Annotated in this window: 26 protein-coding genes; 16 read left to right on the plus strand and 10 right to left on the minus strand. The window is 71.2% G+C overall.

The window, feature by feature from the left end; genetic code table 11:
* Window positions 1-203: 203 nt before the first annotated feature.
* Window positions 204-668 carry an NAD(P)/FAD-dependent oxidoreductase gene (locus ACZ7PG_RS06115; protein ID WP_470238005.1) on the plus strand — a complete coding sequence of 155 codons (465 nt, stop codon included), beginning with the start codon at window positions 204-206 and terminating at the stop codon, window positions 666-668.
* Here ACZ7PG_RS06115 and ACZ7PG_RS06120 read toward each other — a convergent pair.
* Window positions 635-1120: a hypothetical protein gene (locus tag ACZ7PG_RS06120; protein ID WP_470238006.1), complete on the minus strand. Its 486-nt coding sequence runs from the start codon at window positions 1118-1120 to the stop codon at window positions 635-637. The two genes, ACZ7PG_RS06115 and ACZ7PG_RS06120, sit on opposite strands and share 34 nt — an antisense overlap.
* A 924-nt stretch (window positions 1121-2044) precedes the next feature.
* On the opposite strand from ACZ7PG_RS06120, the gene ACZ7PG_RS06125 reads away from it, so the two are divergent.
* Genes ACZ7PG_RS06125 through ACZ7PG_RS06150 form a run of 6 tightly spaced genes read left to right on the plus strand, consistent with a single transcriptional unit; the run spans window position 2045 to window position 7314 of the window.
* Window positions 2045-2728, plus strand: coding sequence for a response regulator transcription factor (locus tag ACZ7PG_RS06125; RefSeq protein WP_470238007.1), 684 nt, complete (start codon window positions 2045-2047; stop codon window positions 2726-2728).
* Window positions 2725-4104 (plus strand): HAMP domain-containing sensor histidine kinase, encoded by a 1380-nt coding sequence (locus ACZ7PG_RS06130; RefSeq protein WP_470238008.1) that lies wholly within the window; start codon window positions 2725-2727, stop codon window positions 4102-4104. Before ACZ7PG_RS06125 ends, ACZ7PG_RS06130 begins: the two co-directional genes overlap by 4 nt.
* 47 nt (window positions 4105-4151) lie before the next feature.
* A complete protein-coding gene (locus tag ACZ7PG_RS06135) occupies window positions 4152-5534 on the plus strand; it encodes a ferredoxin reductase family protein (RefSeq protein WP_470238009.1) in 1383 nt (460 codons plus the stop codon).
* Window positions 5535-5547: 13 nt separating this feature from the next.
* On the plus strand, window positions 5548-6003 hold the full coding sequence (locus ACZ7PG_RS06140) for an FMN-binding protein (RefSeq protein WP_470238010.1): 456 nt from the start codon (window positions 5548-5550) through the stop codon (window positions 6001-6003).
* The gene (locus tag ACZ7PG_RS06145; RefSeq protein ID WP_470238011.1) at window positions 6000-6743 is read left to right on the plus strand and encodes an FAD:protein FMN transferase; all 744 of its coding nucleotides are present in this window, start codon (window positions 6000-6002) and stop codon (window positions 6741-6743) included. Before ACZ7PG_RS06140 ends, ACZ7PG_RS06145 begins: the two co-directional genes overlap by 4 nt.
* 43 nt (window positions 6744-6786) lie before the next feature.
* Window positions 6787-7314, plus strand: coding sequence for a DUF2231 domain-containing protein (locus ACZ7PG_RS06150; protein ID WP_470238012.1), 528 nt, complete (start codon window positions 6787-6789; stop codon window positions 7312-7314).
* A gap of 184 nt (window positions 7315-7498) precedes the next feature.
* Here the strand turns inward: ACZ7PG_RS06150 and ACZ7PG_RS06155 are convergent, their stop codons facing one another.
* From ACZ7PG_RS06155 to ACZ7PG_RS06165, 3 genes are read right to left on the minus strand one after another with little or no spacing between them, the layout of a single operon-like run.
* Window positions 7499-8737, minus strand: coding sequence for an RNA polymerase sigma factor (locus tag ACZ7PG_RS06155; RefSeq protein WP_470238013.1), 1239 nt, complete (start codon window positions 8735-8737; stop codon window positions 7499-7501).
* Window positions 8734-9048, minus strand: coding sequence for a YciI family protein (locus ACZ7PG_RS06160; RefSeq protein ID WP_400890301.1), 315 nt, complete (start codon window positions 9046-9048; stop codon window positions 8734-8736). Before ACZ7PG_RS06160 ends, ACZ7PG_RS06155 begins: the two co-directional genes overlap by 4 nt.
* 3 nt (window positions 9049-9051) lie before the next feature.
* Window positions 9052-9381 (minus strand): YciI family protein, encoded by a 330-nt coding sequence (locus ACZ7PG_RS06165; protein WP_470238998.1) that lies wholly within the window; start codon window positions 9379-9381, stop codon window positions 9052-9054.
* 163 nt (window positions 9382-9544) lie between these two features.
* Between ACZ7PG_RS06165 and ACZ7PG_RS06170 the strand changes: the two genes are divergently transcribed.
* Window positions 9545-9736, plus strand: coding sequence for a hypothetical protein (locus ACZ7PG_RS06170; RefSeq protein ID WP_470238014.1), 192 nt, complete (start codon window positions 9545-9547; stop codon window positions 9734-9736).
* 410 nt (window positions 9737-10146) lie between these two features.
* Here ACZ7PG_RS06170 and ACZ7PG_RS06175 read toward each other — a convergent pair whose 3' ends face one another.
* Window positions 10147-10512, minus strand: coding sequence for a hypothetical protein (locus ACZ7PG_RS06175; RefSeq protein WP_470238015.1), 366 nt, complete (start codon window positions 10510-10512; stop codon window positions 10147-10149).
* 261 nt (window positions 10513-10773) lie between these two features.
* Between ACZ7PG_RS06175 and ACZ7PG_RS06180 the strand changes: the two genes are divergently transcribed.
* Together ACZ7PG_RS06180 and ACZ7PG_RS06185 are read left to right on the plus strand one after the other, a co-directional pair.
* A complete protein-coding gene (locus tag ACZ7PG_RS06180) occupies window positions 10774-11274 on the plus strand; it encodes a TFIIB-type zinc ribbon-containing protein (RefSeq protein ID WP_470238016.1) in 501 nt (166 codons plus the stop codon).
* Window positions 11275-11349: 75 nt separating this feature from the next.
* Window positions 11350-12144 carry a hypothetical protein gene (locus ACZ7PG_RS06185; protein ID WP_470238017.1) on the plus strand — a complete coding sequence of 265 codons (795 nt, stop codon included), beginning with the start codon at window positions 11350-11352 and terminating at the stop codon, window positions 12142-12144.
* Window positions 12145-12236: 92 nt separating this feature from the next.
* Here ACZ7PG_RS06185 and ACZ7PG_RS06190 read toward each other — a convergent pair whose 3' ends face one another.
* Entirely contained in the window at window positions 12237-13007 is a 771-nt protein-coding gene (locus ACZ7PG_RS06190) for an SDR family NAD(P)-dependent oxidoreductase (protein ID WP_470238018.1), read from the minus strand.
* Between the two features lie 61 nt (window positions 13008-13068).
* Window positions 13069-14139, minus strand: coding sequence for a class I SAM-dependent methyltransferase (locus ACZ7PG_RS06195; protein WP_470238019.1), 1071 nt, complete (start codon window positions 14137-14139; stop codon window positions 13069-13071).
* 148 nt (window positions 14140-14287) lie between these two features.
* Here ACZ7PG_RS06195 and ACZ7PG_RS06200 point away from each other — a divergent pair, with 148 nt between their 5' ends.
* The 4 genes from ACZ7PG_RS06200 to ACZ7PG_RS06215 all read left to right on the plus strand — a co-directional run bounded on the left by ACZ7PG_RS06200 (window position 14288) and on the right by ACZ7PG_RS06215 (window position 20552).
* On the plus strand, window positions 14288-17557 hold the full coding sequence (locus ACZ7PG_RS06200; protein ID WP_470238020.1) for a hypothetical protein: 3270 nt from the start codon (window positions 14288-14290) through the stop codon (window positions 17555-17557).
* Window positions 17558-18415: 858 nt separating this feature from the next.
* Complete coding sequence (locus ACZ7PG_RS06205) at window positions 18416-19198, plus strand: lysoplasmalogenase (RefSeq protein ID WP_470238021.1); 783 nt, start codon at window positions 18416-18418, stop codon at window positions 19196-19198.
* Between the two features lie 335 nt (window positions 19199-19533).
* Window positions 19534-19761, plus strand: a complete 228-nt coding sequence (locus ACZ7PG_RS06210) for a hypothetical protein (RefSeq protein WP_470238022.1) — start codon at window positions 19534-19536, stop codon at window positions 19759-19761.
* A gap of 68 nt (window positions 19762-19829) precedes the next feature.
* On the plus strand, window positions 19830-20552 hold the full coding sequence (locus ACZ7PG_RS06215; protein WP_470238023.1) for a hypothetical protein: 723 nt from the start codon (window positions 19830-19832) through the stop codon (window positions 20550-20552).
* Window positions 20553-20702: 150 nt separating this feature from the next.
* Here ACZ7PG_RS06215 and ACZ7PG_RS06220 read toward each other — a convergent pair whose 3' ends face one another.
* A complete protein-coding gene (locus tag ACZ7PG_RS06220) occupies window positions 20703-21557 on the minus strand; it encodes a LysR family transcriptional regulator (RefSeq protein ID WP_470238024.1) in 855 nt (284 codons plus the stop codon).
* Window positions 21558-21649: 92 nt separating this feature from the next.
* Between ACZ7PG_RS06220 and ACZ7PG_RS06225 the strand changes: the two genes are divergently transcribed.
* On the plus strand, window positions 21650-22384 hold the full coding sequence (locus ACZ7PG_RS06225) for an SDR family NAD(P)-dependent oxidoreductase (protein ID WP_470238025.1): 735 nt from the start codon (window positions 21650-21652) through the stop codon (window positions 22382-22384).
* Here the strand turns inward: ACZ7PG_RS06225 and ACZ7PG_RS06230 are convergent.
* Together ACZ7PG_RS06230 and ACZ7PG_RS06235 are read right to left on the minus strand one after the other, a co-directional pair.
* Window positions 22371-22907, minus strand: coding sequence for a hypothetical protein (locus ACZ7PG_RS06230; RefSeq protein WP_470238026.1), 537 nt, complete (start codon window positions 22905-22907; stop codon window positions 22371-22373). The genes ACZ7PG_RS06225 and ACZ7PG_RS06230 overlap by 14 nt on opposite strands.
* 185 nt (window positions 22908-23092) lie before the next feature.
* The gene (locus ACZ7PG_RS06235; RefSeq protein ID WP_470238027.1) at window positions 23093-23512 is read right to left on the minus strand and encodes a MarR family winged helix-turn-helix transcriptional regulator; all 420 of its coding nucleotides are present in this window, start codon (window positions 23510-23512) and stop codon (window positions 23093-23095) included.
* 56 nt (window positions 23513-23568) lie between these two features.
* On the opposite strand from ACZ7PG_RS06235, the gene ACZ7PG_RS06240 reads away from it, so the two are divergent.
* Window positions 23569-24090, plus strand: coding sequence for a DUF6790 family protein (locus tag ACZ7PG_RS06240; protein ID WP_470238028.1), 522 nt, complete (start codon window positions 23569-23571; stop codon window positions 24088-24090).
* Window positions 24091-24130 lie beyond the last annotated feature (40 nt).

A 24130-nucleotide genomic window follows, 5' to 3' on the forward strand; every position in this document is an offset into this window, starting at 1 on the left:
CTGGCACGTCGACCGGGCTCGGTTCGACCGGATGCCGGCTACCTCCGCGGCCGAGGCGGGAGTGGTCACGACGCGGGCCGTGGTTCGCCGGGTCGTGCGGGCTCCGGGCGGGTTCCGCATCGACGCCGGAATTCCGGCGAGAGCAGGGGCAATCGTGGATGCCACGGGCCGGTCGGCCAGGATTGCCTGGCGAACGACGACTCGTGGCCTGCTTCACCGACGCACCGATCGCCTCCCGGCACCGGCTGGCCACGCCGGACGGGTGGTCCACGGCGCTGGCGGCGACCACGTACGCCCGGCACCTCGCCACCGGGACCGCGGCGGCGGAGCTCCGGGTCCTTTCCGCGGCCGGGCACCACTTGCGTCCCTGCGCCGGGCCGGGCTGGCTGGCGGTCGACGACGCGGCGCTGGCCATGGACCCACTGTCCTCGAGCGGCGTGACGTCCGCGTTGCAGACGGCGAAGGCAGCAGCCGACACTCTGCTCGATGCTCGCGGCGAGGACTACGAGGACTACTCCGAGCTGGTCAGCGGCCTCGCCGCCGAATACCTGCGGGCGAACTCGGAGGACTACGGCTGGGAAACGAGGTTCCCGGCCACAGCCTTCTGGCGATCGCGCGGCCGGCTGTCGCGCGGTCAGGAACCTCCGACTGCCTCCTCGTACGTTTGACTGGGCAAGGTGGACGGACTGGTCGGCACGACTGGAGGCGCTGTTGCGGGTGCCGTTGGGGGCGCCGGCTGAGGTGGCGGTGGCGGTGCGGGGTGCTCGCGGGCGAGCAGGCCCTTGCCGAGCACCGCGAGGGCGGCGAGGAACGCGACGTTGAATGCGGTACCCCAGTCGAACTTGGTGATGTCGAATACTCCGGCCGCGAACGATCCGGCGAACGACCCCAAGAACGTCTTCACAAGACGCAGCAGCAGGTCCGGCCAGAAGCCCGGACTGGCGATTCTAAGGAGGTACTGCAGCGCCGTGAGGACGACGGATGCCACCGCCGCGCTGATGCCGAGCGTGACGGCATACTTCCACGGCAGGCCCGCGACCGGGGCGCCACCGGCGAGAAGGGTTGCGACGAACACCTGCCCGGCCGACCAGCCGGCCCGCTCCAAGAAGTCGAGAAACACGGCTCGCATCCTGGACCCCGTCCATGCCATCGCTCCATCTCCTTTCAAAGAAAGATCTGCGGAACGGCCCCCGGCTCGGGCACCCGAAATGTCGGACCGTGACCAGTAGCTCGGTCGCGGAAGCGATTTCGTTACAAGCAAGCCGAACACCGGGAAAACCTCGCCGCCCCGTCACCGCGAGCGCATCCTGAACCGAAGAGAGACCTCGGATGGACGGTGTAGGGCAGGAAGAACGCTGTGCCGTTGCGATTCTTGCCGGTGTTCAGCCCGAGCTCGGCCAGCGGGGAGGGTACGCCATGGCGGCCTCCGGAGTCGCTGAATGCGTGACGAGCCCAGCAAATCGCGCCGGGGGTGCCACCACCGCTGGCGAACGCCCCCGGCACCGGGGTCCTCGGTCACCACCGGGTGGGACCGTCGGCTCTGCCGCTCGCGTGGACCTGGCGGTGAGACTGCGCCGCATGGGAGCCGGCGATCGACGTGAACCGCCTCCTGACGACACTGGGCGCGATCGCCGTAGCAGCGCTCTTCGCGGCCACGCGGCTGGCGAAGCTGAAATACCGGGCCGAGACCGATGAGCGTCCCTGATCTGGCCCCGCTGGGCTCGGCCCACGGCCGCGCGTTGCTCGCCTCACCCCGGGCTGGAGCGTGATCGTCAGCGGGACAGCCACCCTCACGACCGATGTCGAGACCGTGTCCGCCCAGCTGGGTGCCGGCCCGCGCTCGTGGGCTCCCCCACCGCGCGGTCGGCTGCTGCGGATCAGCCTCGACCGGGTCGAAGGCCGCCGGCTCGCCCGTCTGCCGGACGCGGACGACTCGACGGAATCGGGGCCGCCATGACACCGCGCTTTACCGGCCGCTAACCCTCCGCTGGCACAACGAAAACCCGACAGGACGGGCAGCCCACGCCCGGGCATCATAGCGGCCATGCCGCACCGCGTCCTGCTCGCCGACGACGACCGCGCCATCCGCGAGTCGCTCGTCCGGGCCCTCGACCTCGAGGGCTACCACGTCACCGAAGTGACCGACGGCGTCGACGCACTGGCCACGGCCCGGCGCGACGACTTCGACGTGCTGATCCTCGACGTCATGATGCCCGGCGTCGACGGCCTCGGCGTCTGCCGCGTGCTGCGCGCCGAAGGCGACCCCACCCCGATCCTCATGCTCACCGCCCGCGTCGAAACCCCCGACCGCGTGGCCGGCCTCGACGCCGGGGCCGACGACTACCTGCCCAAGCCGTTCGAGCTCGACGAACTCCTCGCCCGGCTGCGAGCCCTGCTGCGCCGCACCGCACCCGAACCGGAGGCCCGGCGCACCCTGCGGCTCGGCGAGCTCGCCGTCGACCCGGCCGCCCGGCGGGTGTGGTGGCAGGGCACCGAGATCACCCTCTCCAAGACCGAGTTCGACCTGCTGGAACTGCTCGTGCGCAACGCCGGGATCGTCCTCGACCGCAGCACGATCTACCAGCGCATCTGGGGCTACGAGTTCGGCTCCGACTCCAAGAACCTCGCCGTCTACATCGGCTACCTCCGGCGCAAGCTGGAGCAGGCCGGCGCGGCGGACCTGATCCACACCGTCCGCGGCATCGGCTACTCGGTGCGCCCGGCATGAACCTGCGCAGCAAGCTCGCCATCGCGTTCGCCGGCGTCGGCGCGGCCGCGGCGATCCTCGTCGGCGTGCTCAGCTACCAGGCCGCCTCCCAGCGGATCGACGCCGAGCTCGACCGCTCCCTGCTCACGACGTCGGCGGAGGTCGCGGCCGGCGCGACGCAGGTCCTGGCCCCGAGCCCGGTCACCCGCGGCCCCGATGACGACGACCACGACGAAGCCCAGCCCATGGTCGCCCAGTCGATCACCCCGGACGGTACCGTCCGCCCGATCGGCGGCCGCCCGGTCCACCTCGACGTCGCCGACGCCGACCGCGCGCTCGCCGCGACCGGCTCGCTCGGCGACCACCGCTACTGGGACTTCACCGCCGGCCGCGACGACTACCGGGTGATCACCGTGGCGCTCGGGCCCGGCCGCGGTGCCGTCCAGCTCGCCCTCGACGTCGACGAGTCCCGGCACGTGCTCGGCGAACTGGCCACCCGCATCACCGGCGTGAGCGCCCTGGTCCTGCTCGGCGCGGCCCTGGCCGGCTGGCTGCTGGCACGGCAGATCACCCGGCGGCTGGTCCGGCTGACCGACGTCACCGAGCAGGTCAGCGACGGCCGCCTCGACGACGTCGCGGTGCCCACCGACGGCCGCGACGAGGTCGGCAGGCTCGCGACGTCGTTCGACCGGATGCTCGCCCGGCTCGCCGACGCCCGCGCCGACCAGGACCGCCTGGTCCAGGACGCCGCCCATGAACTGCGGACCCCGCTGACCAGCCTGCGCACCAACGCCAGCGTCCTGCGCCGGTTCTCCGAGCTCAGCCCCGAGTCGCGCACGCGTCTGCTCGACGACGTCGACGGCGAAGCCCGCGAGCTGACCCACCTCATCGACGAGCTCGTCGAACTGGCCACCCGCCGCTATGAAGCCGAAGAACCGGCGCCGGTGGAGCTGGGCGAGACCGTCGAACGCGCGGCCGACCGTGTCCGGCGCCGGTCGGGGCGCGCCCTCACCGTCGAGGCGGACGCGTCGACAGTGCGCGGCCAGGCGAAAGCGCTGGAACGCGCCGTCTCGAACCTCCTGGAGAACGCCGTCAAGTTCGCGCCCGACGGCCCGATCGAGGTCGTCGTCCGCGACGGGCGCGTGCAGGTGCTCGACCGCGGCCCGGGCATCGGCGACGACGACGCGGTCCGCGTGTTCGACCGCTTCCACCGCGCGGACGGCGCCCGCGGCCTGCCCGGCTCCGGCCTCGGCCTGGCCATCGTGCGGGACATCGCCCTCGCCCACGGCGGCACCGTGTTCGCCGAGCCGCGCCCCGGCGGTGGCGCGGTGGTCGGGTTCACGGTCGGAGCGGATCTTCTCTTACCGAACTCTCACCCTGGTCACGTCGACGGCTAACCGGGCTCGGGAAGGGTGGGTTCCGTAGCGATCACCCGAGGAGCCCGATGTCCGCCACTCTCGCCGCCCGCCCGGTGGCCCGGCCCGCCGTCCGCCTGTGGTGGCGGGACGCCGCGGGCCTGACGGCCTGGCTGAGCGTCCTGTTCGTGGTCGCGCTCTGGGTGTCCGGCCGCGGCCTGCAGGGCCTCGGCACCGACTTCTTCACCTCGACCGGGCGGCTGACCGGGCTGCTGTCGGCGGACCTCCTGCTGCTGCAGGTGCTGCTGATGGCGCGTATCCCCTGGGTCGAGCGCAGCTACGGCCAGGACGAGCTGGCCCGGCGGCACCGGCTCGTCGGGTTCACCTCGATCACGCTGCTCGCCGCGCACCTCGTGCTCATCACCCTCGGCTACGCCGCGACTGACCGCTCCGGCGTCCTGGCCGAGGCGTGGGCGCTGGTGACGACCTACCCGGGCATGCTCCTGGCGACCGCCGGCACGGCCGCCCTGGTCATGGTCGCCGTGACGTCGGTGCGCGCGGCCCGGCGGCGGCTGCGCTACGAGTCCTGGCACCTGCTGCACCTCTACGCCTACCTCGGCGCCGGGCTCGCCCTGCCGCACCAGCTGTGGACCGGCGCCGACTTCACCGCCTCCCCGGTCGCCACCGCGTTCTGGTGGTCCGCCTACGCCTCGGCCGCGGGCGCCGCGCTCGTGTTCCGCGTCGGGCTGCCGGTGTGGCTCAACCTCCGGCACCGCCTGGTCGTCGAGCAGGTCGTGCCCGAAGGCCGCGGCGTCGTCTCGGTGTACCTGCGCGGCCGCGACCTCGACCGCCTACCCGTGGCGGCGGGCCAGTTCTTCGTCTGGCGGTTCGCCTCCGGACCGGGCTGGACCCGCGGAAAACCGTTCTCGCTCTCGGCCGCCCCGGACGGGCACCGGCTGCGGATCACCGCGAAGGACCTCGGCGAGGGCAGCCGCCGGCTCGCCACCCTGCGCCCCGGCACGCCCGCGCTGTTCGAAGGGCCGTACGGCCGCCTGACCGGAACCGTCCGAAAAGGACGGAAGCTCGCGCTGTTCGCCTCCGGGATCGGGATCACGCCCCTGCGCGCGCTGCTGGACGAACTCCCCTACCAACCGGGGGACGCCGTGCTGTTCCAGCGCGCCGGCCGCCCCGCGGACCTGCTGTTCCGCCGGGAGCTGGAAGACCTCGCCGCCCGCCGCGGGATCCGGATCCACTACCTGCTCGGCCGGCGCTCCCGCGACCGCGCGTCGTGGCTGCCCGCCGGGTACGCCCCGGTGCCCGACGAGCAGGTGCTGCGCCACCTCGTGCCCGACATCGCCGACCACGACGTCTACGTGTGCGGCCCCGACGCCTGGACCGCCGCCGTGCTCGACAGCGCACGCGCCGCCGGCGTCCCCGCCGACCGCGTCCACGCCGAGCGGTTCGCCTGGTAGGAAAGGACTTCCGATGCGCAGGATCGCCATCACCCTCGCCGCGACCGTGTCCGTCGTCGTGCTGCTGTTCAGCTACCGCACCAGCACCGACCAGGCCCCGGTCGCCGCCGGACGGCCGCTCGGCGGCACCCAGCCGTCCCGTACGACCAGCCCACCCGCCTCCGGTACGTCGTCGGCTGCTCCGTCCGGAGGCGCCGGGACGTTCACCGGAGAGGCCGCCGACACCCGCTACGGCCCGGTCCAGGTGCAGATCACGGTCGCGGGCGGCAAGATCACCGGAGCCCAGGCCATCGATTACCCGCAGGAAAGCGGCCGCGACGTCCGGATCAACTCCGAAGCCGTACCGGCGCTGAACCAGGAGACACTGCAGGCCCAAAGCGCCCGGATCGACACGGTCAGCGGCGCCACCTACACCTCCGAGGGCTACCAGCAGTCGCTGCAGTCGGCGATCGACCAGGCCCACGGGTGACCACCACGCACCGGCACCGGCGGTCCTGGACCCGGCCGGTCATGGGGACGGAGGCCAGCCTCCACCTGCGCGGCCCGCGCATCGACTCCGACCCCGCGATCGAGCCGGCGGTGTCGGCAGTGTTCGGGCACCTGCGCAGCGCCGACGAGCTGTTCAGCACCTACCGGTCCGACAGCCAGGTCAGCGCGCTCCGCCGAGGTGACCTTCCGCGAAAGGAGTGGCACCCCTGGCTCACCGAAGTCGTGGCGCTCTGCGAAGAAGCACGGGACCTGACGGACGGCTACTTCGACGCGGACCTGCCCGGCGGTTTCGACCCGTCCGGGCTGGTGAAGGGCTGGGCGGCCGAGCGCGCCGCCGCTCACCTGGCGGGCCTGCGCGCGTTCGACCACTACCTCAACGTCGGCGGCGACCTCACCGGCCGGGTCGGCGTCACAAGTGCCCCACCGTGGCGAGTCGCCGTCGAAGACCCCACCGACAAGAGCGCTTTCCTGGCGATTCTCGATCTCCGGTCCGGCAGCGTCGCGACGTCCGGGTCGGCCGCGCGCGGCCCACACATCGTCGACCCGCACACCGGCCTTCACCCGCGCGAACTGCTCGCCGTGACCATCACCGGCCCGTCCCTGCTGTGGTCCGACGTCTTGGCCACGGCCGCGTTCGCCCGTGGCGGCGCGGACATTGCCGAGTGGGTGTCGACGCGCGCACCGGGTTACCGCGTCGCCTCTCTCGCCCGTGCTCCTTGAGCGCACCACGTCCCCGATCCACGCACCCTCCACAAAGGACACCATGACCACCGTCAACGGCCTGCCCGCCCACGTGCTGCTCGTGCACGCGATCGTCGTCCTGCTCCCGCTGTCCGCCCTGCTGCTGGTGCTCAGCGCGCTCTGGCCCGCCGCACGCGGCAAGCTCGCCGGGCCGAACGCGATCCTGTCGGTCATCGTCGTGATCCTCGTCCCGATCACGACCGACGCCGGCGAATGGCTGGAGCGCCGTGTCGCCTCGACCCCGCTCGTGCGAACCCACACCGAACTGGGCGACACCGCGCTGTGGGTCGCGATCCCGGTGGCCGTGCTCGCACTCCTGGTCTGGTGGCGCCGGCGGGAAAGCCTGCGGACCCCAGCCGCGGACACCACCGGCCGCCGCACGTTCCTGGCCCCGGCGTCGAGCGCCGTGACGGTGGTGCTGTCGGTCCTGGCGGTCGCGGCCGCGGGCGCGGCCGTTTACGACATCTACCGCATCGGCGACTCCGGAGCCCAGGCGAGCTGGCAGGGCCAGTTCAGCTCGACCCCGGCCCCGCGCGGCCCTGGCCGCTGATCCCGGCCTGTCATCACCCACTGCCGGCCGACGGCGAGCAGACGACGGCCTCGCGACCCTCTTGGCAGCCCGTCGGAAGACGCGCCGGTGCCGAGCTTTGTTATAGGAGAGCTGGGCCGGCTTCCAAGTGTCGCCGTCGGGTCCGATCCGGGCTCGGCTCGCCACGCCGCCGTCACCCGCCGCGTCACGGATCCAGTTCTTCGATCCGGCGGGTGAGGTACCGCCGTTCCGCTTCCGTGGGCGCCAGTTCCCGTGCCTCCCGGTACGCCGCCGCCGCGTCTCCGAGCCGGCCGAGACGACGCAGGAAGTCCGCGCGGGTCGCGGAGAGCAGGTGGTAGCCCGCCAAGAGGCCCCCGGCCGCGAGGTCGTCGGTCAGCGCCAGGCCCGCCGCCGGGCCGTCGGCCATCGCCACCGCCACCGCCCGGTTCAGCTCGACCACCGGGGACGGGCTCAGCTTCGCCACCAGCTCGTACAGCCGGGCGATCCGCGCCCAGTCCGTGTCCTCGGCGCGGGACGCCGTCGCGTGGCACGCGGCGATCGCCGCTTGGACTTGGTACGGGCCCGGCCGGCCGAGGGCCAGCGCGGTGTCCAGGACGCTCACACCCTCGTCGATCACCGCGCGGTCCCAGCGGGTGCGGTCCTGCTCGGCCAGGGTGACCAGGTCCCCCACGTCGTCGGTGCGAGTCGCGTGGCGGGCATCGTGGAACAGCATCAGGGCCAGCAGCCCGCTCGCTTCCGGTGCGGTCGGCAGCAACCGGACGACGACGCGCGTGAGCCGGATCGCCTCTGCCGTCAGGGCCCGGCGGACCAGGTCGGCGCCCGCGCTGGCCGAATAGCCTTCGTTGAACAGCAGGTAAAGCACGCCCAGTACACCCGCCGTCCGCTCGGGCAGCAGGTCGGCCGGCGGGACGCGGTACGGGATGCGGGCGTTGCGGATCTTCCGCTTGGCACGCACGATCCGCTGCGCCATCGTGGCTTCCGGCACCAGGAACGCGCGGGCGATCTCCGGGGTGGTCAGGCCGGCGAGCGTCCGCAGCGTCAGCGCCACCTGCGCCTCCAGCGGCAGAGCCGGGTGGCAGCAGGTGAACATCAGCCGCAGCCGGTCGTCCGGGACGTCGTCCGGCTCCGGCGGCGCGTCGTCGCCCCCGGACGCCGTGACCGCGACGTCCCGCAGCCGGTTCGCCTCGGCGGCGCCGCGACGCAGCTTGTCCAGCGCCCGGTGGCGGGCGGTCGTCGTGAGCCACGCCCCGGGACGGCGCGGCACGCCGTCCCGGGGCCAGGTGTCCAGGGCCTTGGCGAACGCTTCCTGCGCGCACTCCTCGGCCAGGTCCCAGTCGCCGGTGACCCGGATCAGGGTGGCGACGACGCGGCCCCACTCGCCGCGGAAGGCCTCGTCGACCGCCGCGCGGACGGTGTCCGTCACTCCCACACCGGGCGCAGCTCGATGGCACCGAACTTCGCCACCGGGTGCGCCGCCGCGATGTCGATCGCTTCGGCGAGGTCGGCGCAGTCGAGGATGTCGTAGCCGGCGATCTGCTCCTTCGTCTCGGCGAACGGGCCGTCGGAGACGAACGTGCCGCCGTCCCGCGGCCACAGCGTCGTCGCGTCGGCGACCGACCTCAGCTGGCTGCCTTCGAGCCGGCGGGCGCCGGCTTCGGCGACCCAGTCGTCCGGGTGGTCTTCGGCGGTGCCGACGAGCTCGGGGTCGACGCACACCCACATCAGGAACTTCATCGTTCAGTCCTCCCCGAACGGCCGGATCTCGATGGGGAACCGCCCGGCGGCGGGGTGCGCGGACGCGATCGCGATGGCTTCGTCGAGGTCGCCGCACTCGACGACCTCGCAACCGGCGATCCACTCCTTCGTCTCGGCGAACGGGCCGTCCGACGTCAGCCGCCGCCCGTCGCGCACCCGCACGGTCACGGCTTCGGCGGGTGGGCGCAGCAGCGTCCCGGCCCGGCGGGCGCGCCGCGATTCGACGTCGCGCAGCCAGGCAACGAACTCGGGCTTGGCGTCGATCTCCGGCGGGCTGGACAACTCCGCGCCGTCATCGCAGATCATCAGCATGTACCGCAAGGCTCCTCCTGGTCGTCTGGTGCAGCTTCTCACCCACCCGACGCCGCCGCGGCCCGGAATCGACAGGTCCTCGAAAAGTTTTCCGGCGATCTGTCGATCCGGGCGAAGCGCGGCGTCGTCCTGGCGGAACCACCCCACGACCGGAGGAGCCGTCATGATCCCGATCAGCCAGACCGGACAGCTGTGGGCCGCCACCCACCAGGGCGAACGCGACCGCCGCCGGGCCGAGGAACGCCTGGGCGAGCTGGTCGCCCGGTGGACGCGCCGCCGGCGTCCGTCCACCGGGGAGCCGCGCGCTCCCGGGTGGACGGGAACCCGGCCGACCCGCCCGTCGATACAGGAGTAGGACGCCTTCGGCCGTCCGTGGTTCTCCACACGTCGGCCGCCATGGCCGCCGATCCGCTCATGCCGCTGATCGGTCGTCATCGGCCGGTACATGGAGCTACTCGGTCGCGCTCCAGAAATCGCGGGCATCCTGCGCGACACCGTAGTCGCGACCAGCGCTCACCGGGCCGTCAAGTCGGGACGACGGTCGACATCCGTCGAGCGCTCATCCGCGGCCGTCCCGGCCGACGCCGACATGCGGCGACGCCGCCTCAGACCGCGGGGCTTTCCCTCACAGACGTACACCGCGGCCAGCGCACACGCCTTCGCGACCATCATGCTTGAGCCGGAAGGTGCTGCGCATGCCGCTGACCGCTTGCTGCTGCTATGTCCGCTCATGCCGATGAGCGAACAAATCGCGGCGACGGCAAGTCAGACCAGGAAGGGGTACACCTTGATCTTCTCGGGTGCGATGTAGAGCTCAACCCATGAGCCGGCCATGCCGTCAGGCAGGGCAGCGATATGGCCGAGATCGATCACCGCGTCGGCCAGCTCCAAGTGCGTCAACGCCTGCGCCCACGTAGTTCCGACAACCCCCAGCCGGCCACGGAAGACGACTCCACGCTCCGTCTGGGACAGGCACGATTCCTCGATCTCGACCTGTGCGCAATGATGCACCCCTGGTGCTGCCTCGGGACCTCCGCACCATCGGGCTGTCACGGTCCCGACCGAGGTTCGCACCTCGACCAGCGTGGTGTCATCCGAAGGCCGGCTGAGACTCTCCACATGAACCAACACCGAACCATCATGTCGCACCGAGCCGCTCTCCCCGAACGCCCTGTCATGCCGCTGGTCGCACGTTGCGTCCGCACATGCCGATGAGCGGGCGCGCTGGCCTGCGTCCCGCAGCCGCCTCCCGTTGGCTCGGCAAGTTGCCCGGCGGGCCGATCTCGCACGCTGATGCGACGCTTCCCGAGGGTGGCCGCCGCAGCGTGCGTTGCTGCGCACGTACGGGAAATTGGCGTGCGTGAAGACGCAGTCGGTGGGCACAATTGCGGTATGAACGCCAACCCGTCGACGGTGCCAATGCGATTTGCCGATCCCGGTGTATCGCTGTATGCCCTGGCGGAGAACACGATTCAGGTGGTATGTCCGGACTGCCAGGCCCGCGCCGAGGTGGTGCCGTGGCTTGAAGGGCAACCTCGTAGCCCCTACTCGATCCGATGGCCTCGCCGGCTGGCGTGCCGCGCCTGTGGCCACGTCAGGAACTGGCCCGGTGAAGTCAAGCACGCGAGCTCGTGCTGGGGCAGTCCGGTTGATCCGTACTTCCGTCAACCGCTGTGGCTGCGAGCGGATTGCTGCGGAAACCATACCCTGTGGGCGTTCAACGAACGCCACCTGGACATCTTGGAGGGATACGTCGGTGCCCGGCTCCGCGAGCGCGGCGAACGTCCCGGGATGACTATGTTGGCCCGGCTTCCGGAATGGATGAAATCGGCCAAGCACCGCGCGGAGATCCTGCGAATCATCGGCCGGCTGCGAGCGTCCCTCTCGCAGTGACGGGACGGTCCTTGGCGTTCACGTCCGGTCATGCCGATGAGATTATCGGCTTGGGGGCAACGGTAAAATGGAGTCATGATGCTGTCCGGGGAACAGTGGTTGGCGCAAGTCTTCCGACCGGCTGTGGCCGGGGTGAGCCGTGCTCGGCGCGAAGGTTCTGCCGGTGTGGTTTCCGTGGATCCGTTGCGCATGCTGGGAAGTCGGCTCGCGGCGCAGGTCGAAGCGCTCGGCGATACCGGCGTGCTCACCGACGAGCAGGAAAGCGCCGCGCTCGACGCCCTCGAGGAGGCCGGGATCAGACCGGAAATCCGGTCGGTGTCGTCCTCGACGGCCACGAGCGCTTTCGCTCCCGTGGCTGTGCGGGCGGGTTCGGCGCCGGTTGTCGCCCCCGAGCCGGCCGGACCGTTCGATCCGCCGACGTTGCGGGATGTGCTGGTGGGGCCGCGGCAACTCGGTCACCTCGGCGGACGGCCGGTGACACTGATTTCGGCGGAGCTGTGGAGCGACCGGTTTCTGGTCGACCTCTACACCGACCCCGGCCCGGAGCACCGCGACAGGCGCGCGCGGGCCTCGCGTGAGCACCTGGAGTGGATGAAACGCCAACGCCGCGGGCAGGCCACCGAGCGACCGGGCCGGCCGGCCGTCGGCTCGCCACTGGCCGAGCTCACCTGGGAACTACGCGACGAGCAGGGCACCGCGTACCGCCGGACCGGCGGCACGGCCGAGTCGGGAGACCATCTCGACCGGCAGCGAATGCAGTGGTCGCCGGCACCCCCTGCGCACTCCGGACGCCTGACTCTGCTCGCCACCGACACCACCGGCACGATCGTGCTCGACGCCGAAATCCCCGTCCCTCGGCCAACCACGTAACGCCGCGCATCCGGCCGGCGGCGCGGTCGAGACGATCGCTGTGCGCGCATGCCGCGAGGAGGGCATCTGTCAGCGAAAGCCGGCCGCAGACATCAGCCGACATACGGCGCGATCGCCGTGTAGCCGCCGTCCACGGCCAGCTCCGCGCCCGTCACGAACGAGGCGCGGTCCGACAGCAGCCACGCCGCCGCCTCGGCCACTTCCTCCGGGCGGGCCAGCCGCTTCAGCGCGTTCCACCCCGCGACCCGGTCACGCTCGCCGGGGACCGAGTCGAGCCACGGCCCGGTCTGCGGGGTCTCGGTGACGCCGGGGTTCAGGACGTTGACCCGGATCCCCGCGGCGCCGTACTCGGCGGCCGCCGACTTCGACAGCCCGACCACGCCGTGCTTGGACGCGGAATACGCGGCGGAGAAAGCGGTTCCGAAGAACGCGGCCGTGCTGGCGTTGTTGACGATCGCGCCGCCGCCGGCCGCTCGCATCGCGCGGATTTCGTGTCGCAGGCACTGCGCGACGCCGGTCAGGTTGGTCGCGAGCGCCGCCTGCCACGCCTCCGGTGACGTGTCCGCGAGCGGCGTTCCCTCCGGACCGACGCCCGCGTTGTTGAAGGCCGCGTCGAGCCGTCCGAACCGGTCGACCGCCTCGGCGACGACCGCTTCGCAGTCCGCGTCCCGGGCGACGTCGGCGACCACCGCGGCGGCCTGCCCTCCCGCGGCCCGGATCTCCTCGACCAGCGCGGCGAGCTTGTCCGCCGAACGCGCGCTCAGCACCACGGCCGCGCCTTCCCGGGCGAAGAGCCGCGCGGACGCGGCGCCGATCCCGGTGCTCGCTCCGGTGATCAGGGCGACCTTTCCCGCCAGCAGCATGACGCGACCTTAGAACACCGCGCCGGGCAAGCAAAGGGCGTTCCCCGGACGGATGCGGGGGTTACGCGGCGTCCCGGCGGGCCACCACCCGGTACGCGTTGGACCACCCGCGCCGCCGGCCGAAGGGTGCACTGATCCGGTCCGCCGCCGCGGCCAGTACGAACAACGGCACGCACGCGACGAACACGGCCTTGCGCAGGATCCGCCGCCACCGCGATGGCGGCGCGCTCCGCCACGGAAGATCTTCCCCGGCGATCGTCAGGGCGTTGACCGCCATGATCGACGCGGCCAGCACGTCGATGGCGCCGTGCGGCTCGGCACGTTGCTCGGCGACCACCGTGAACCCGCGGGCCGCCAGCTCGGCACGGAGGTTGCCGATCGGCATCAGGTTCAGGTGCTGGGGTTGCAGCCACGGCATCCACCACCGGCCGAGCACCTTCGCCCAGCGGCATTCCGGATCGGGCAGCTCGATCGCCAGCAGCCCGCCGGGCCGCAACGCCGTCATCGCCGCCGCCAGCTCTCGCCGGGGTTCCGTGGTGTGTTCCAGGTAGTGGTACATGCTGACCACGTCGTAGCGCCCGGCGAGCTCGTCGGCCAAATCCACGAACGAGCCCCGGTAGCCGGTGCGGATCCGGCCCTGCCGACGCGCCAGGTCCACCGCGTCGCCGAGATCGAGACCGTCGAACTCGACGCCGGGCAGCACCGCGGCGGCTTCCGCGCAGAAATGCCCGTGTCCCATGCCGACGTCGAGCCACTCCCCCGACGCACCGGCGTCCCGGGCCAGCTCGGCCCGGGAGCGATAACCCGCCCGGTTGCCTTCGAACATCCCGGTCATGTTCTTTTCGCCGAGCCCGTCGTAGCAGTCCCGGTAGTAGAACTCGAGCCCGTCCGGGTTCAGCCGGGGGTTCTGGAAGACGTGCCCGCAGTCCCGGCATTCGTCGAGCAGGAACCGGCCCGGCTTGTGCTGCAGCAGGTCGGTCGTGCGCAACCGGCCCCGAAGCGCACCGGAGCCGCACCACGGACAGCCGGCCCGGCGAGGCTCGAAGAACCGATCCACACCGCCGGCCAGGTCCTCCAGGTAGGCCGGACGGCGCGAGGCGACCGGATCGGCTGGCGTGTCGTCCTCGATCATGGAGGCGGAGCCTAGTGCGCGAACCCACGGGCGGTGCACCGTCGAACGGACCAAACCGCGCTCGCTTCGGCTGCTGATCACCCGGGGAAAGGCACGTCGGGGCGGAATTGCGTTGGTGGGAGCTCCATGATCGGGAACAATCGCCGGAATGGACATGCGCGCCCTTCTCGCCCGGATCGATCCGCTGGCCGCGCCGGCCCGGCGGCGGGTCCTCGCCGGCACCGCACGCGCGCTGGCCGGTTCACCCGAGCTGACCGCGCTGCTCGCGGAACTGGACGCCGTCCCCGGGCTTCCGCGCGCCTGGGCCGCGACGATGGCCACCATCGCGGGCGACGACACGCACCTGCGCCGCGGCCTCGTCGCGGCCGATGTCCGGGTCGCCGGCCTGGTGATGAACCACTGCGCCCGCCGCGGCCTGCACTTCGACGTCGTCACCGCGGCGCTCCCGACCGCTCCCCTCGCCTGGCGGCACACCCTCTACCGCGCGGTGCGCGCCACCGGTGCCACCGAGTGGGCCGAAGCCCTCCTGCCGTCGGTGCGCGAGCGCTTCGGTGACCAGGAGGCCGCCGCCGTGCTGCCGGCTTGCGAGAGCGACACGGTCACGGCCTTGCTGCCGGAACTGGACTTCGCCGTACCCAACCTCGCCGCGCTGACGCGACGGCACCCCGCCGTCGTGCTCGCGCACCTACGCCGCCGGCTGACCGAAGCCGGCGACGCCGGCCGCAACGCCACCTGGGCGCGCTTCGGACCCGCGCTGAAGCACCTCGTCCGGCACGACCCCGCCCCGCTCGTCGACCTGCTCGCGCGCTCGGGACCGCTGACCGGACTCCCGGCCGGCGCGGACGGCTGGCTGGCCGCGGCGATCGCCACCGATCCGGACCGGGTCGTCGCGATCCTCGCCGATCCCACGCGGCGCATCCGGTTCCGGCCGGGCCGAAGCACGAGCGGCGCTCTGCGACGAGCATCGGATGAGTCACTGACCTCGCTCGCGCGTACTTCCTTCGTCGACGCGACCCGGTTGACGGCGTTGCTGCGCGGACTTCCGCCGGGCCGGCGCGCGACCGTCCTGAGTGGAGCGTTGGGCGAACGGAACCTGCGGCAGGCCGGGCTGCCGATCGCGCTGCTCGACGTCCTGCCGTGGCGGGCCCGCCACGAGCAAGCCCGGCGGCTGCTCGCCACCCACCCCGTGGCCGACGACCCCGACCTGCGGCGGGAGGCGACCGCCCGGCTGCCGTGGCCGGAAGCCGAGCCTGTCCTGCGCGCCGCGATCGCCCGGCCGACCGCCGCGGAGCGTGCCCTCGGCTACCCGTCGCTGATCGGCGCGGCGGCCGCGACCCGGGAGCCGGACATCGTCGCCGGCCTGCTGGCGTCGCTGACCCGGCTGCCCAACGAGCAGGACCCGGTCCGCCACGCCGCGCTCACCGCCGTCGCCGCGATCCCGGGCTGGCTGCTGCGGTCGGCCGAACCGGCCACCCTGGTCAAGCTCGCTACCGATGCCTTCCAGGCCAGGGACGCGTCCTGGGGCACCCGCCACGCGGCCGGCGCGCTGGCCGTCACCCTGGTCCGGCAGGGAACGCTCACGACGCGGCCCGACCTGGTCGAGAGCGGGCTGCGGATCGTCGAGCTTTCCGGTGGCCACGTGCGCACCCCCGACCTGCACCGGCTCGATCAGGCCCTGCCTCGCGGCGCCGAGCACGCCGTGTGGTCCGCGCTGCGGCCGCGCATCACCGCCGACGCCCGCGCCGGCCGCCATGACCTGGTCCTGTCCCTGGCCGCGGGCCTGCACCGACGGGCGTGGACGATGCCCGACCTGCAGGCCGCCGTGGGTGAAGCGACCCGCGCGGCCGACGACAACACGGTCCACCGGGCCCTCGCGCTGTGGCTGGCCCCGCCCGCGACCCGCGACGAACGTGTCGAGGCGGTGCTGCGGCACGACTCGTCCACGATCACGGTGACCGCGGTGGCGAACGCGGTCAGCGGGCGCCGGACGGACCTGCTCGACAGCGTGCTGGACCGCCCGCCGCGCGGCCGGTTCGCCGCGCGCGGCGTCCGGCTGGTGCCGACGTTCGGCGGGTCGGTGCGGCACTGGCTGCCGCGTCAGGTCGCCCGGTACGCCGAGCTGCTGGCCGACCTCGCCACCGCGCCCCGCAAGCCGGTCTGGGAGCGGGTCTCGGCCGTGCGGCGCCTGGCGAGCCTGCCCGGCGCCGCCGTCGACGACGTGCGGCCGTTCCTCCAGGACGGCGAGGTCGCCGTGGTCGAGGCCGCGCTGGCCGGCCTGGCCTGGACCGACCGGCCCGGCGACGCGCTGGGCACGTTGCTCGGCCACGCCGACACCGAGCGCGCGCGGGTCGCGGTGTACGCGGCCGGTCGGGCCGCCCGGACCATTCCGCCGGCCGAACTGGGTGCCGCACTCCGGCCGGTGCTGGCCGGGAAGAAGGTGACGTCGTGCAAGGAGGCGGTCCGGCTGCTCGCCGAGCACCGCGTGCCCGGCGCGGCCGACGAGCTCGCCGCGCTGTGGGCGGCCCCGGATCTGCACCGCGACCTCCGCCGCGCCATCGTGTCGGCCGCGCGCCGGCTGCTCGACGACGAACGCGCGTGGCAGTGGCTCACCGAAGCGACCACGATGACCGGGGTGGCCACCGCCGTGACCGAAGCCGGCCCGACGACCATCGCCGAGCGGTACCGCGCACGCCACGGCGCGCTGGTCCGGACCGTGGCGACCGGCGCCGACCCGGACACCGCGCGGATCGCGTTGGCCGCCTGGCCCGCGTGGAGTGTCTGGGACCGCGAAGGACCGGCCGCGCTGGTCACCCTGATCAGTGACCTGAGCAGGACCGCGACCTGGCAGTCCGCGGTCGAGGCGGCGCTCACCGCGTGCACGGTCACCGGCGACCCGGCGCCGTTGCACGCCGTCGTCAGGACGCTCGTCGAGCTGGACGACGTCGTGCTCGCCGGCCGGGACCAGCCGGCGCGGCAACGCTTGCGCCACTTCCTGATGCGCTTCGCGACCCGCCTGGACGACGGCGGCGAAACGATGCGCGGCGCGGCGCGGCTGCTGTCGACGACGCCGGACGCGCTCATGCTCGCCGTCGCCGCCTTACCCCGCCGCGGGGACCTGCTGCCGGCCCTCCGCCGAATCGCCGCCCTCGCCGAGCGTCCCGCACTGGCGTGGCAGGTGGCGGACCGGCTGGCGGCTTGGCTGGCCGGCGACGACCCGGGCCGTCCCGGGCTGCTCGACGTCGCCCAGGCCCTCACGGACGGTCCGACGGAGGCGTTGCTGGCGGCGAGTATCGCGAGCCAGGCCGGCCCCCGCGCCGGATGGCCGCGTCCGTGGCGCGAGCTGGTGTGGGCGCTGCGCGACCACGCCGACGCCGATGTCCGGGAACGCGCGTCGCACATCTCTCTGGCTCCCGAGTAGGCGTCGCCGGTTCCACCAGGTTCGGGCGAGGCGTGCTGCCGATGACCGACGCGTCGTTCGACGCGATCACGGCCGGCGGAGAGGCCGGCCTTGACGGGTTCTGGAAAGCGCCCGCCGGGTTCGGTCGCGCGCCGGCCGCTTGCTCCGGGGGGGGCCTGTTGCGTACGTCGAGGCTGACTACTTCGGTGGACGCGGAACCCGATCCGCGCAGGTGTGGGACGGTGGTCGGGTAGTGCTCGGCCCCCTGCATCTGGCCGACGGAGACCCGACACCAGCTGCCCTGCGGCGCTTCGTCGCGGTATACGATCTCGACGCCCGAGGGTGGCTCCTCCCAGGCTTTCCGCTGGAGGAGCGACTGTATCCCGAAGATATGCGCGACTTGATGGCTCAAGCCGTGCGGATCGCCCGCACGTCCAGCGACGACTACCTTCGGCACCGGGTTGAAATCCAGGTCGCTTGCCGATCGTGACCGGTCACCTGGTCCAGCTGCCACGGGGCCAAAACTGGGATGATGTGCCAGGTAGGCGATCCGATGTGGCGGCCCTCTGATTCAATTCGTTCGCCTGCGACATACCGTTACGTCCTTGAACAGCGCGGCTCGTCGAGCGGAGACGGGTTCGCCCCACGAAATGCGCCCATGGCCTTACAGGGTAGCGACGCGGCGGCCAAAGTCGTCGTCAACTCCAGTTTGTCGACACCAAACCAGCCGAGCGGTTGGTGAATCAACAAGCACCTGAATCATGATTCGCGTGCGCCATCCAAGTAAACTGCCGGACCCGGATGATTGATCGAAAAAGAGCATGGGACACTCGAAACCTCTGGGCACCGCATGATCGTGATACGAGGGGAACACTGGAATTGACACTCCAGACCGGAACGCGACGGATTTCACGCAAGACCACTACACCCGTTCAGCGCTTCATGGGCGGGCTAGGGCTTTTCGCTGACGTCTGCGGGATCATCAGCTTCGTTCATGATCAATATTCACTGATCCCGATCGCCGCCGGCGCGCTCGCCTTCGTGGCCGGGCTGATGATGCTTGTCCGACAGTGGCATCACACGCCCAACTGGGCCACCGCGTTGGCGATCGTCGCGATGTCGATCGGCGTTGTGATGATGACCGCAATCGCGACGATCGCGCTTCTCCCGGGCCGAGCACCTGTGCCCACACCCACGTCTCAGCCGTCCCCGCCGGCCGTCATCACCTCGCCCACCAACACAACGCCGTCGTCGACACCTTCGCCACCGGCCGCGCAGAAAGGAGCGGATTCGACAGCGTTGTACGACGATGCACCCAGACTCGAAGCCGGACAAGCGATCGACCTAGACAGCAATGGCACTCCGACGAAACGGGGTAGTGCAGATGACCGCAAGTTCGATCTTTACTTCGACAGCCAAAATCAAATATTCGGCAGCGTCAGGCACAGCAGTTTCTACATGACGTTCGGCAATGAGAGCAACGCCTACGAACGCTGCAAGAGCCTGGTCAGCAGCGGCACCGTTGCATCGCAAAGACTGTGGCCACCTGCTCCCGGTCAACAGTGGTGCTTTGTCACCTCGGACGGCCATGTCGGCTGGGTGGCGATCGTGGATCTCGAGTCGACCGTATCTGTGCTGATGAACGTCAAAGTGTGGTCCTGACGCTTTTGAGGAGTGCCGAGCTTCCGGGCTGCCGCGGGACCGCTCGCGACGAGCCGACACGAAGCCGGCGATCGCAATCATCTCGAGAAGCTTGCTCACCAGACCTGACAGCCGGACGGACTGACGCCGAGCTGCGGACAGGGCCGCTGGATCGCGGCGCGACAGCGGGATGTCCGGGAGGTGCCGACTCCGGAGTTCTCTGAGCGCCCAGGGGCTCCCGGTGTGGCAACGCCGGCGAGCGCTGCCCGGTCCGCGAGGACCGCGAGACTGGCCACAGACGCCCTGTCCCCGACCTCCACCGTCGGCCGATGCGCGAGTCCGGCAGGCTGGCCGTCATGACACACACCGCTCGTGAATTCGCGCGGCTGCGAGGCGCGATCGCGCGGCTGGATCCCGGCGAGCGCGGCACCGTCGGTCAGGTCGTGTTCCGCCCCCACGTGCCGGACCTGGGCGAGCCGAAAGCGCCGTCGCTCACCGCGTTCCTCGCCCGCGCCGCCGACCTCATCGAGACAAGGCACGTCGACACCGAGGCAAGCACGCTCGTCCTCCTCGACCTGTACTGATCAGGTTCCGCCGCTCTCGCCACTGTGCCATAGTCGTACCCACGACGGTTTACTGCGGAGAGGCAGAAATGCGGCGGACACGGATCCAGCAATTACGCATACTGCTGTTATGGGTGCTGGCGGCCGCGGTGATCGTGGCCGGACTGGCCGTCGTACTCGGGGTCGGCAAAATACTTGCCTGGCTGGCGGCGGCCGTACTGGCGGGCGTGGCAGCGACCATAACGGGACTGATTCAAGGAAGCACCAAGAAGCGCTTGACTTCGGGGAAGAACCTCCTTGTCGGCACTCCCGTACCCATCACGGTTTCGACCGAGTACTGGCAACAGCCACTGAACTTCATCAGTGGCCCCCATGTCCGAGAGGTCCGATGCGGATACGTGATCCTGCTGTTCCAGACAACGGCAGAGCAAGCGGTAGTCCTCAAGCGGCTGCGAGTGGTCATCGACTCCCGCGGTCCGGGAATCGTGATTCCGCCTGACCCGCCTCACGCACCCTTGGCCATTCGCCGATTCCTGCTTGACTTGGACAGCGAGGTCCCGGAACTCCGCCCAGAGGTCTCGAGCGGCCCCTCGCTGAGCATCATGGATACCCGTCACGTCGCTACACCGAACTTTCCCTACACGGTTACCCCTCATGATCCGGAGAATTTCCAGATCATGGCGTACACCGATCGCAATGATGTCCAGTGGCACCTGGAGCTGGACTGGATTTGCGGGGGAAATTCCGGCACGTTGCCCATCGACGACAACGGTCAGCCGTTTCGTGTCGCCCAGCCGCATGGCGCCACCTGACAGGACCCGGCCGTTCGGGGCGAGCAGCTGTGTCGCGAGTTCGTCCGGCAACGTGATCGTCCGCCGCAGCTGCTCCGGGGCGTCGCTCGCTCACCGGTGCCGGGCCGATCGAGCGGGCGCCCGGGCGCTGAACACCTCGCGTCGCATGAGCTACCGGAACAGGTGACCTGCCGTGCGGACGAGCCCGGCGATGGCCAGCGATCGACTGTGCGCAGGCCAGGCGAGAACCGTCGTCACGGGAGATACGCCGGTCAGCGGAACGGCGACATGTGCGCTCCACAGCCAAGATAGGGCGGACGCGTCCGTGACGGCGACGGTGTGACCGAGGGCGATCAGCTGCGCCAGCTGGGACTGGTCGTGGATCTCGGGGCCTGGGCCGGGTGGGTACGCGCCGCCGTCGCAAGGCCAGCGGGCGAGCGGTAGATCCGCCAGATCGCTGATGTCAGCCATGGTCAGCGATGTGCACGCGGCGAGGGGATGCCCCGCGGGCAGGATGGCAACCTGCTCCTCGGTCAGCAGGTCTTCGGTGTCGAACCCGGTGAGGTCGTGGAAGGGGCGCTGCATGAGCGCCACGTCGGCGCGGCCGTCTCGCAGCATCGGCGCCTGTTCTCCCATTCCGCACAGCAGCACCTCGATTTCGGCCGCGTCGGGCTCGGCGGCGTGGGCGTCGAGAAGCTTTCGCAACAGCTCGTGATTCGCGCCGGCCTTCGTCGCCAGTGTCAGGCGGCTCGTGGCGGACGCGGCGCGGCGAGTGCGGCGGACGGCCGCAGCGGCTCCCTCGAGGATGACGCGGGCCTCGCCGAGCAGCACCCGGCCCGCGTTGGTGAGGGTGACGCCGCGGCGGTTGCGTTCGAGCAGGGTGACGCCGAGACGCCGTTCGAGCTGCTGGATCGCCCGGGACAAGGGCGGCTGAGCGATGCCGAGGCGCTCGGCCGCCCGGCTGAAGTGCAGTTCCTCGGCGACGGTGACGAAGTACCTCAGCTCGCGGGTCTCCAGCGTGTCCACCGCACCACGATACTGCGGTGATACCGGGCGGGTATGACAGCGCACCTGATCGGTGTTGGGACACCGCTCGCCGGGTGGGCAGGATCGAGGTCATGAGCGACAAGAAGCTCGCGCTGGTGACCGGCGCGAACAAGGGACTCGGCTACGAGATCGCCGCGGGGCTGGGTGCGAGGGGCTACCGCGTGGCGGTGGGTGCCCGCGACGAGGCGCGGGGCGAGGCGGCCGTGAAGACGTTGCGGGCCAACGGGGTGGACGCGTTCGCGGTCCCGCTGGACGTCACCAGTGACCGCAGCGTCACCGAGGCCGCGGAACTCGTCGGACGTCAAGGCGGACGCCTGGAAGCCCTGGTCAACAACGCCGGCATCTCCGGCGAGATGGGACCGGGATGGATGCAGGACCCGACCACGCTCGACCTCGACGTCGTGCGCGAGATCGTGGAGACCAACGTCTACGGCGTGATCCGGGTGACCAACGCGATGCTGCCGTTCGTGGGGCGCGCGGGGTCAGCGCGCATCGTCAACATCTCGAGCAGCGTCGGGTCGGTGACGTTGCAGGCGGACCCGGACGTCGAAGTCGGCCCGATCATGGCAGCCTACGCGCCGACGAAGTCGTACCTCAACGCCGTCACCGTGCACTACGCGCGGCAGTTCGCCGGCACGGGCACCCTCATCAACGCCGCCTGCCCGGGCCTGGTGGCGACCGATTTCTCCGGTTTCCGAGGGCGTCCGGCTCGGGAGGCCGCGGCCATCGCGATTCGTCTCGCCACCCTGCCTGACGGCGGACCGACCGGCTCCTTCTTCAACGACGACGGCGTCATTCCGTGGTGATCCGGCCGGCCCCTTCGACGAACCGATCGTCAGCTGGTGCGGGAGGCACGGGATCCGGCTCTGTCTCGGGCCATGACTCAGGCGCGGGGCCGAACGCGCGCCGCGCGGCTCGGACGGCCAGGGCCGCCACGGTCGCGTTGGCGCCCCCGCCGATCACCGCGCCGATGCCGAACGGGGCCACCCGGCCGAGCACGATGATGCCCTGCCTGGTGCCGTACTTGGTGACGAAGTTCTTGCCCAGGACGCTGTTGATCTGGCGCAGTGCCGTCGCGGGCACCACAATGGTCGAGTAACCCGACTGGCCGAGCAGGATCCCCATGACCAGTGTCCGTCGGGGTTCGATCTCGTCCAGCGGAACGCCGTGGACCTCAGCGACCGAGAGCACGAACAGGGCGCTCAGTTCAAGCGAAGAGAAGGCCTCGCCCGCCGACAACGCCAAGGCGACTCCGGTGCCGACGGCAGGCGCGGCCGCCGTGACCCCGGTGCCAGTCAGCGCCCTGACGCACATCCGCTCCAGGTCCACACGACCTCCGCCGGTGTCGCTGGCGGGCCCGGGCGATGTTGTTGCGCACCAGTGGTGTCGGCAAGCCGATGGGCTTGTCCAGCAACTCGAGGACCGGCGCCGGCCCGCTCGACGCCGGGACCGGTCGTTCAGAGGCCACAGCGAGTTCCTTCGCGTCGTCAGTCGTCGCCGCTGCAATCACGTGGTCAGTCGGATTCGAGGAGCTCGGCCAGCCGAAGCGTGTCTTCGAGGTAGCGCTCATAAGGGAACCCGGCGGCGACGAGCGCCGAACGGAACTCGTCGTAGAGCGGCTTTCCGTTGTCATGGAACGCTTTCCGGCCGGCAGCAGTCAGCGTCACCAAACGCCGTCGCGCATGGGTGGGGTCGACGACCACCTGCACCAAGCCTCCCTCCTCCAGGGGACGCAAAGCGCGGCTGATCGCCGGGTCCGATACCGACAACGCCTGCGCCAGGCGGTGTTGCGTTGCCGGTTCGATGTCCTCCAGCGTGCCCAGCAGCCGGATCTGGCTGTACGTCAGGCCGTCCTGGCCGTCGGTGCGGCGCCGGGCTGCTTCGCCCAGCAGCATGACCACGCGGTGCAGCAAGTCTGCGAGTCCTTCGTCCACGTCGTCAGCCTAACAGAGTGTTGACTAGTTAATGTTAACTATGCAAGATTCAGGGCATGGACAACTTCGGTTACGTCGCCCAGTCAGCCTTTCCCCTGGTCTGGATCCTGGTCCCAGCCATCGGCGCCTTCGTGCGAGCCCGCCACGCCACCTCCGCCCGGGAACGACTGGAGATCTGGCAGCGCTGGTGGGCCATCGGCGCCTTCGGCGTCGGCAGCCTCTGGATGACGGTCGCGTTCCTCGCCTTCCCCGACGTCATGGCCACCGCGATCGGCTTCCCTCGGACGCCGTTCCTGTTCGAGATCGCCTTCGCCAACCTCGGACTGGCCGTCATGGGCTTCCGCGCCGCTTCGGCGTCGGCGCGCGAGCGCATCACCATCGGCCTCGGCGGCGGCATGTTCCTGTGGGGCGCGCTGGCCGGCCACCTATATCAGTGGTTCGCCGGCGACCACGCCCCCGGCAACACCGGTGGCGTCCTTGTCAGCGACCTGCTCATCCCGGCGGTCATGATCGTCCTCGCCGTGCGTTCCCGGCGTCTGGCCGCAGCGCCTCAGCCGGCCGGTCCTGTCGCCGCCTGAACCGACTCACGAAGGACGTAGCGCTCACCGCATCGGGTCG

The organism is Amycolatopsis sp. NPDC114504, assembly GCF_055633595.1.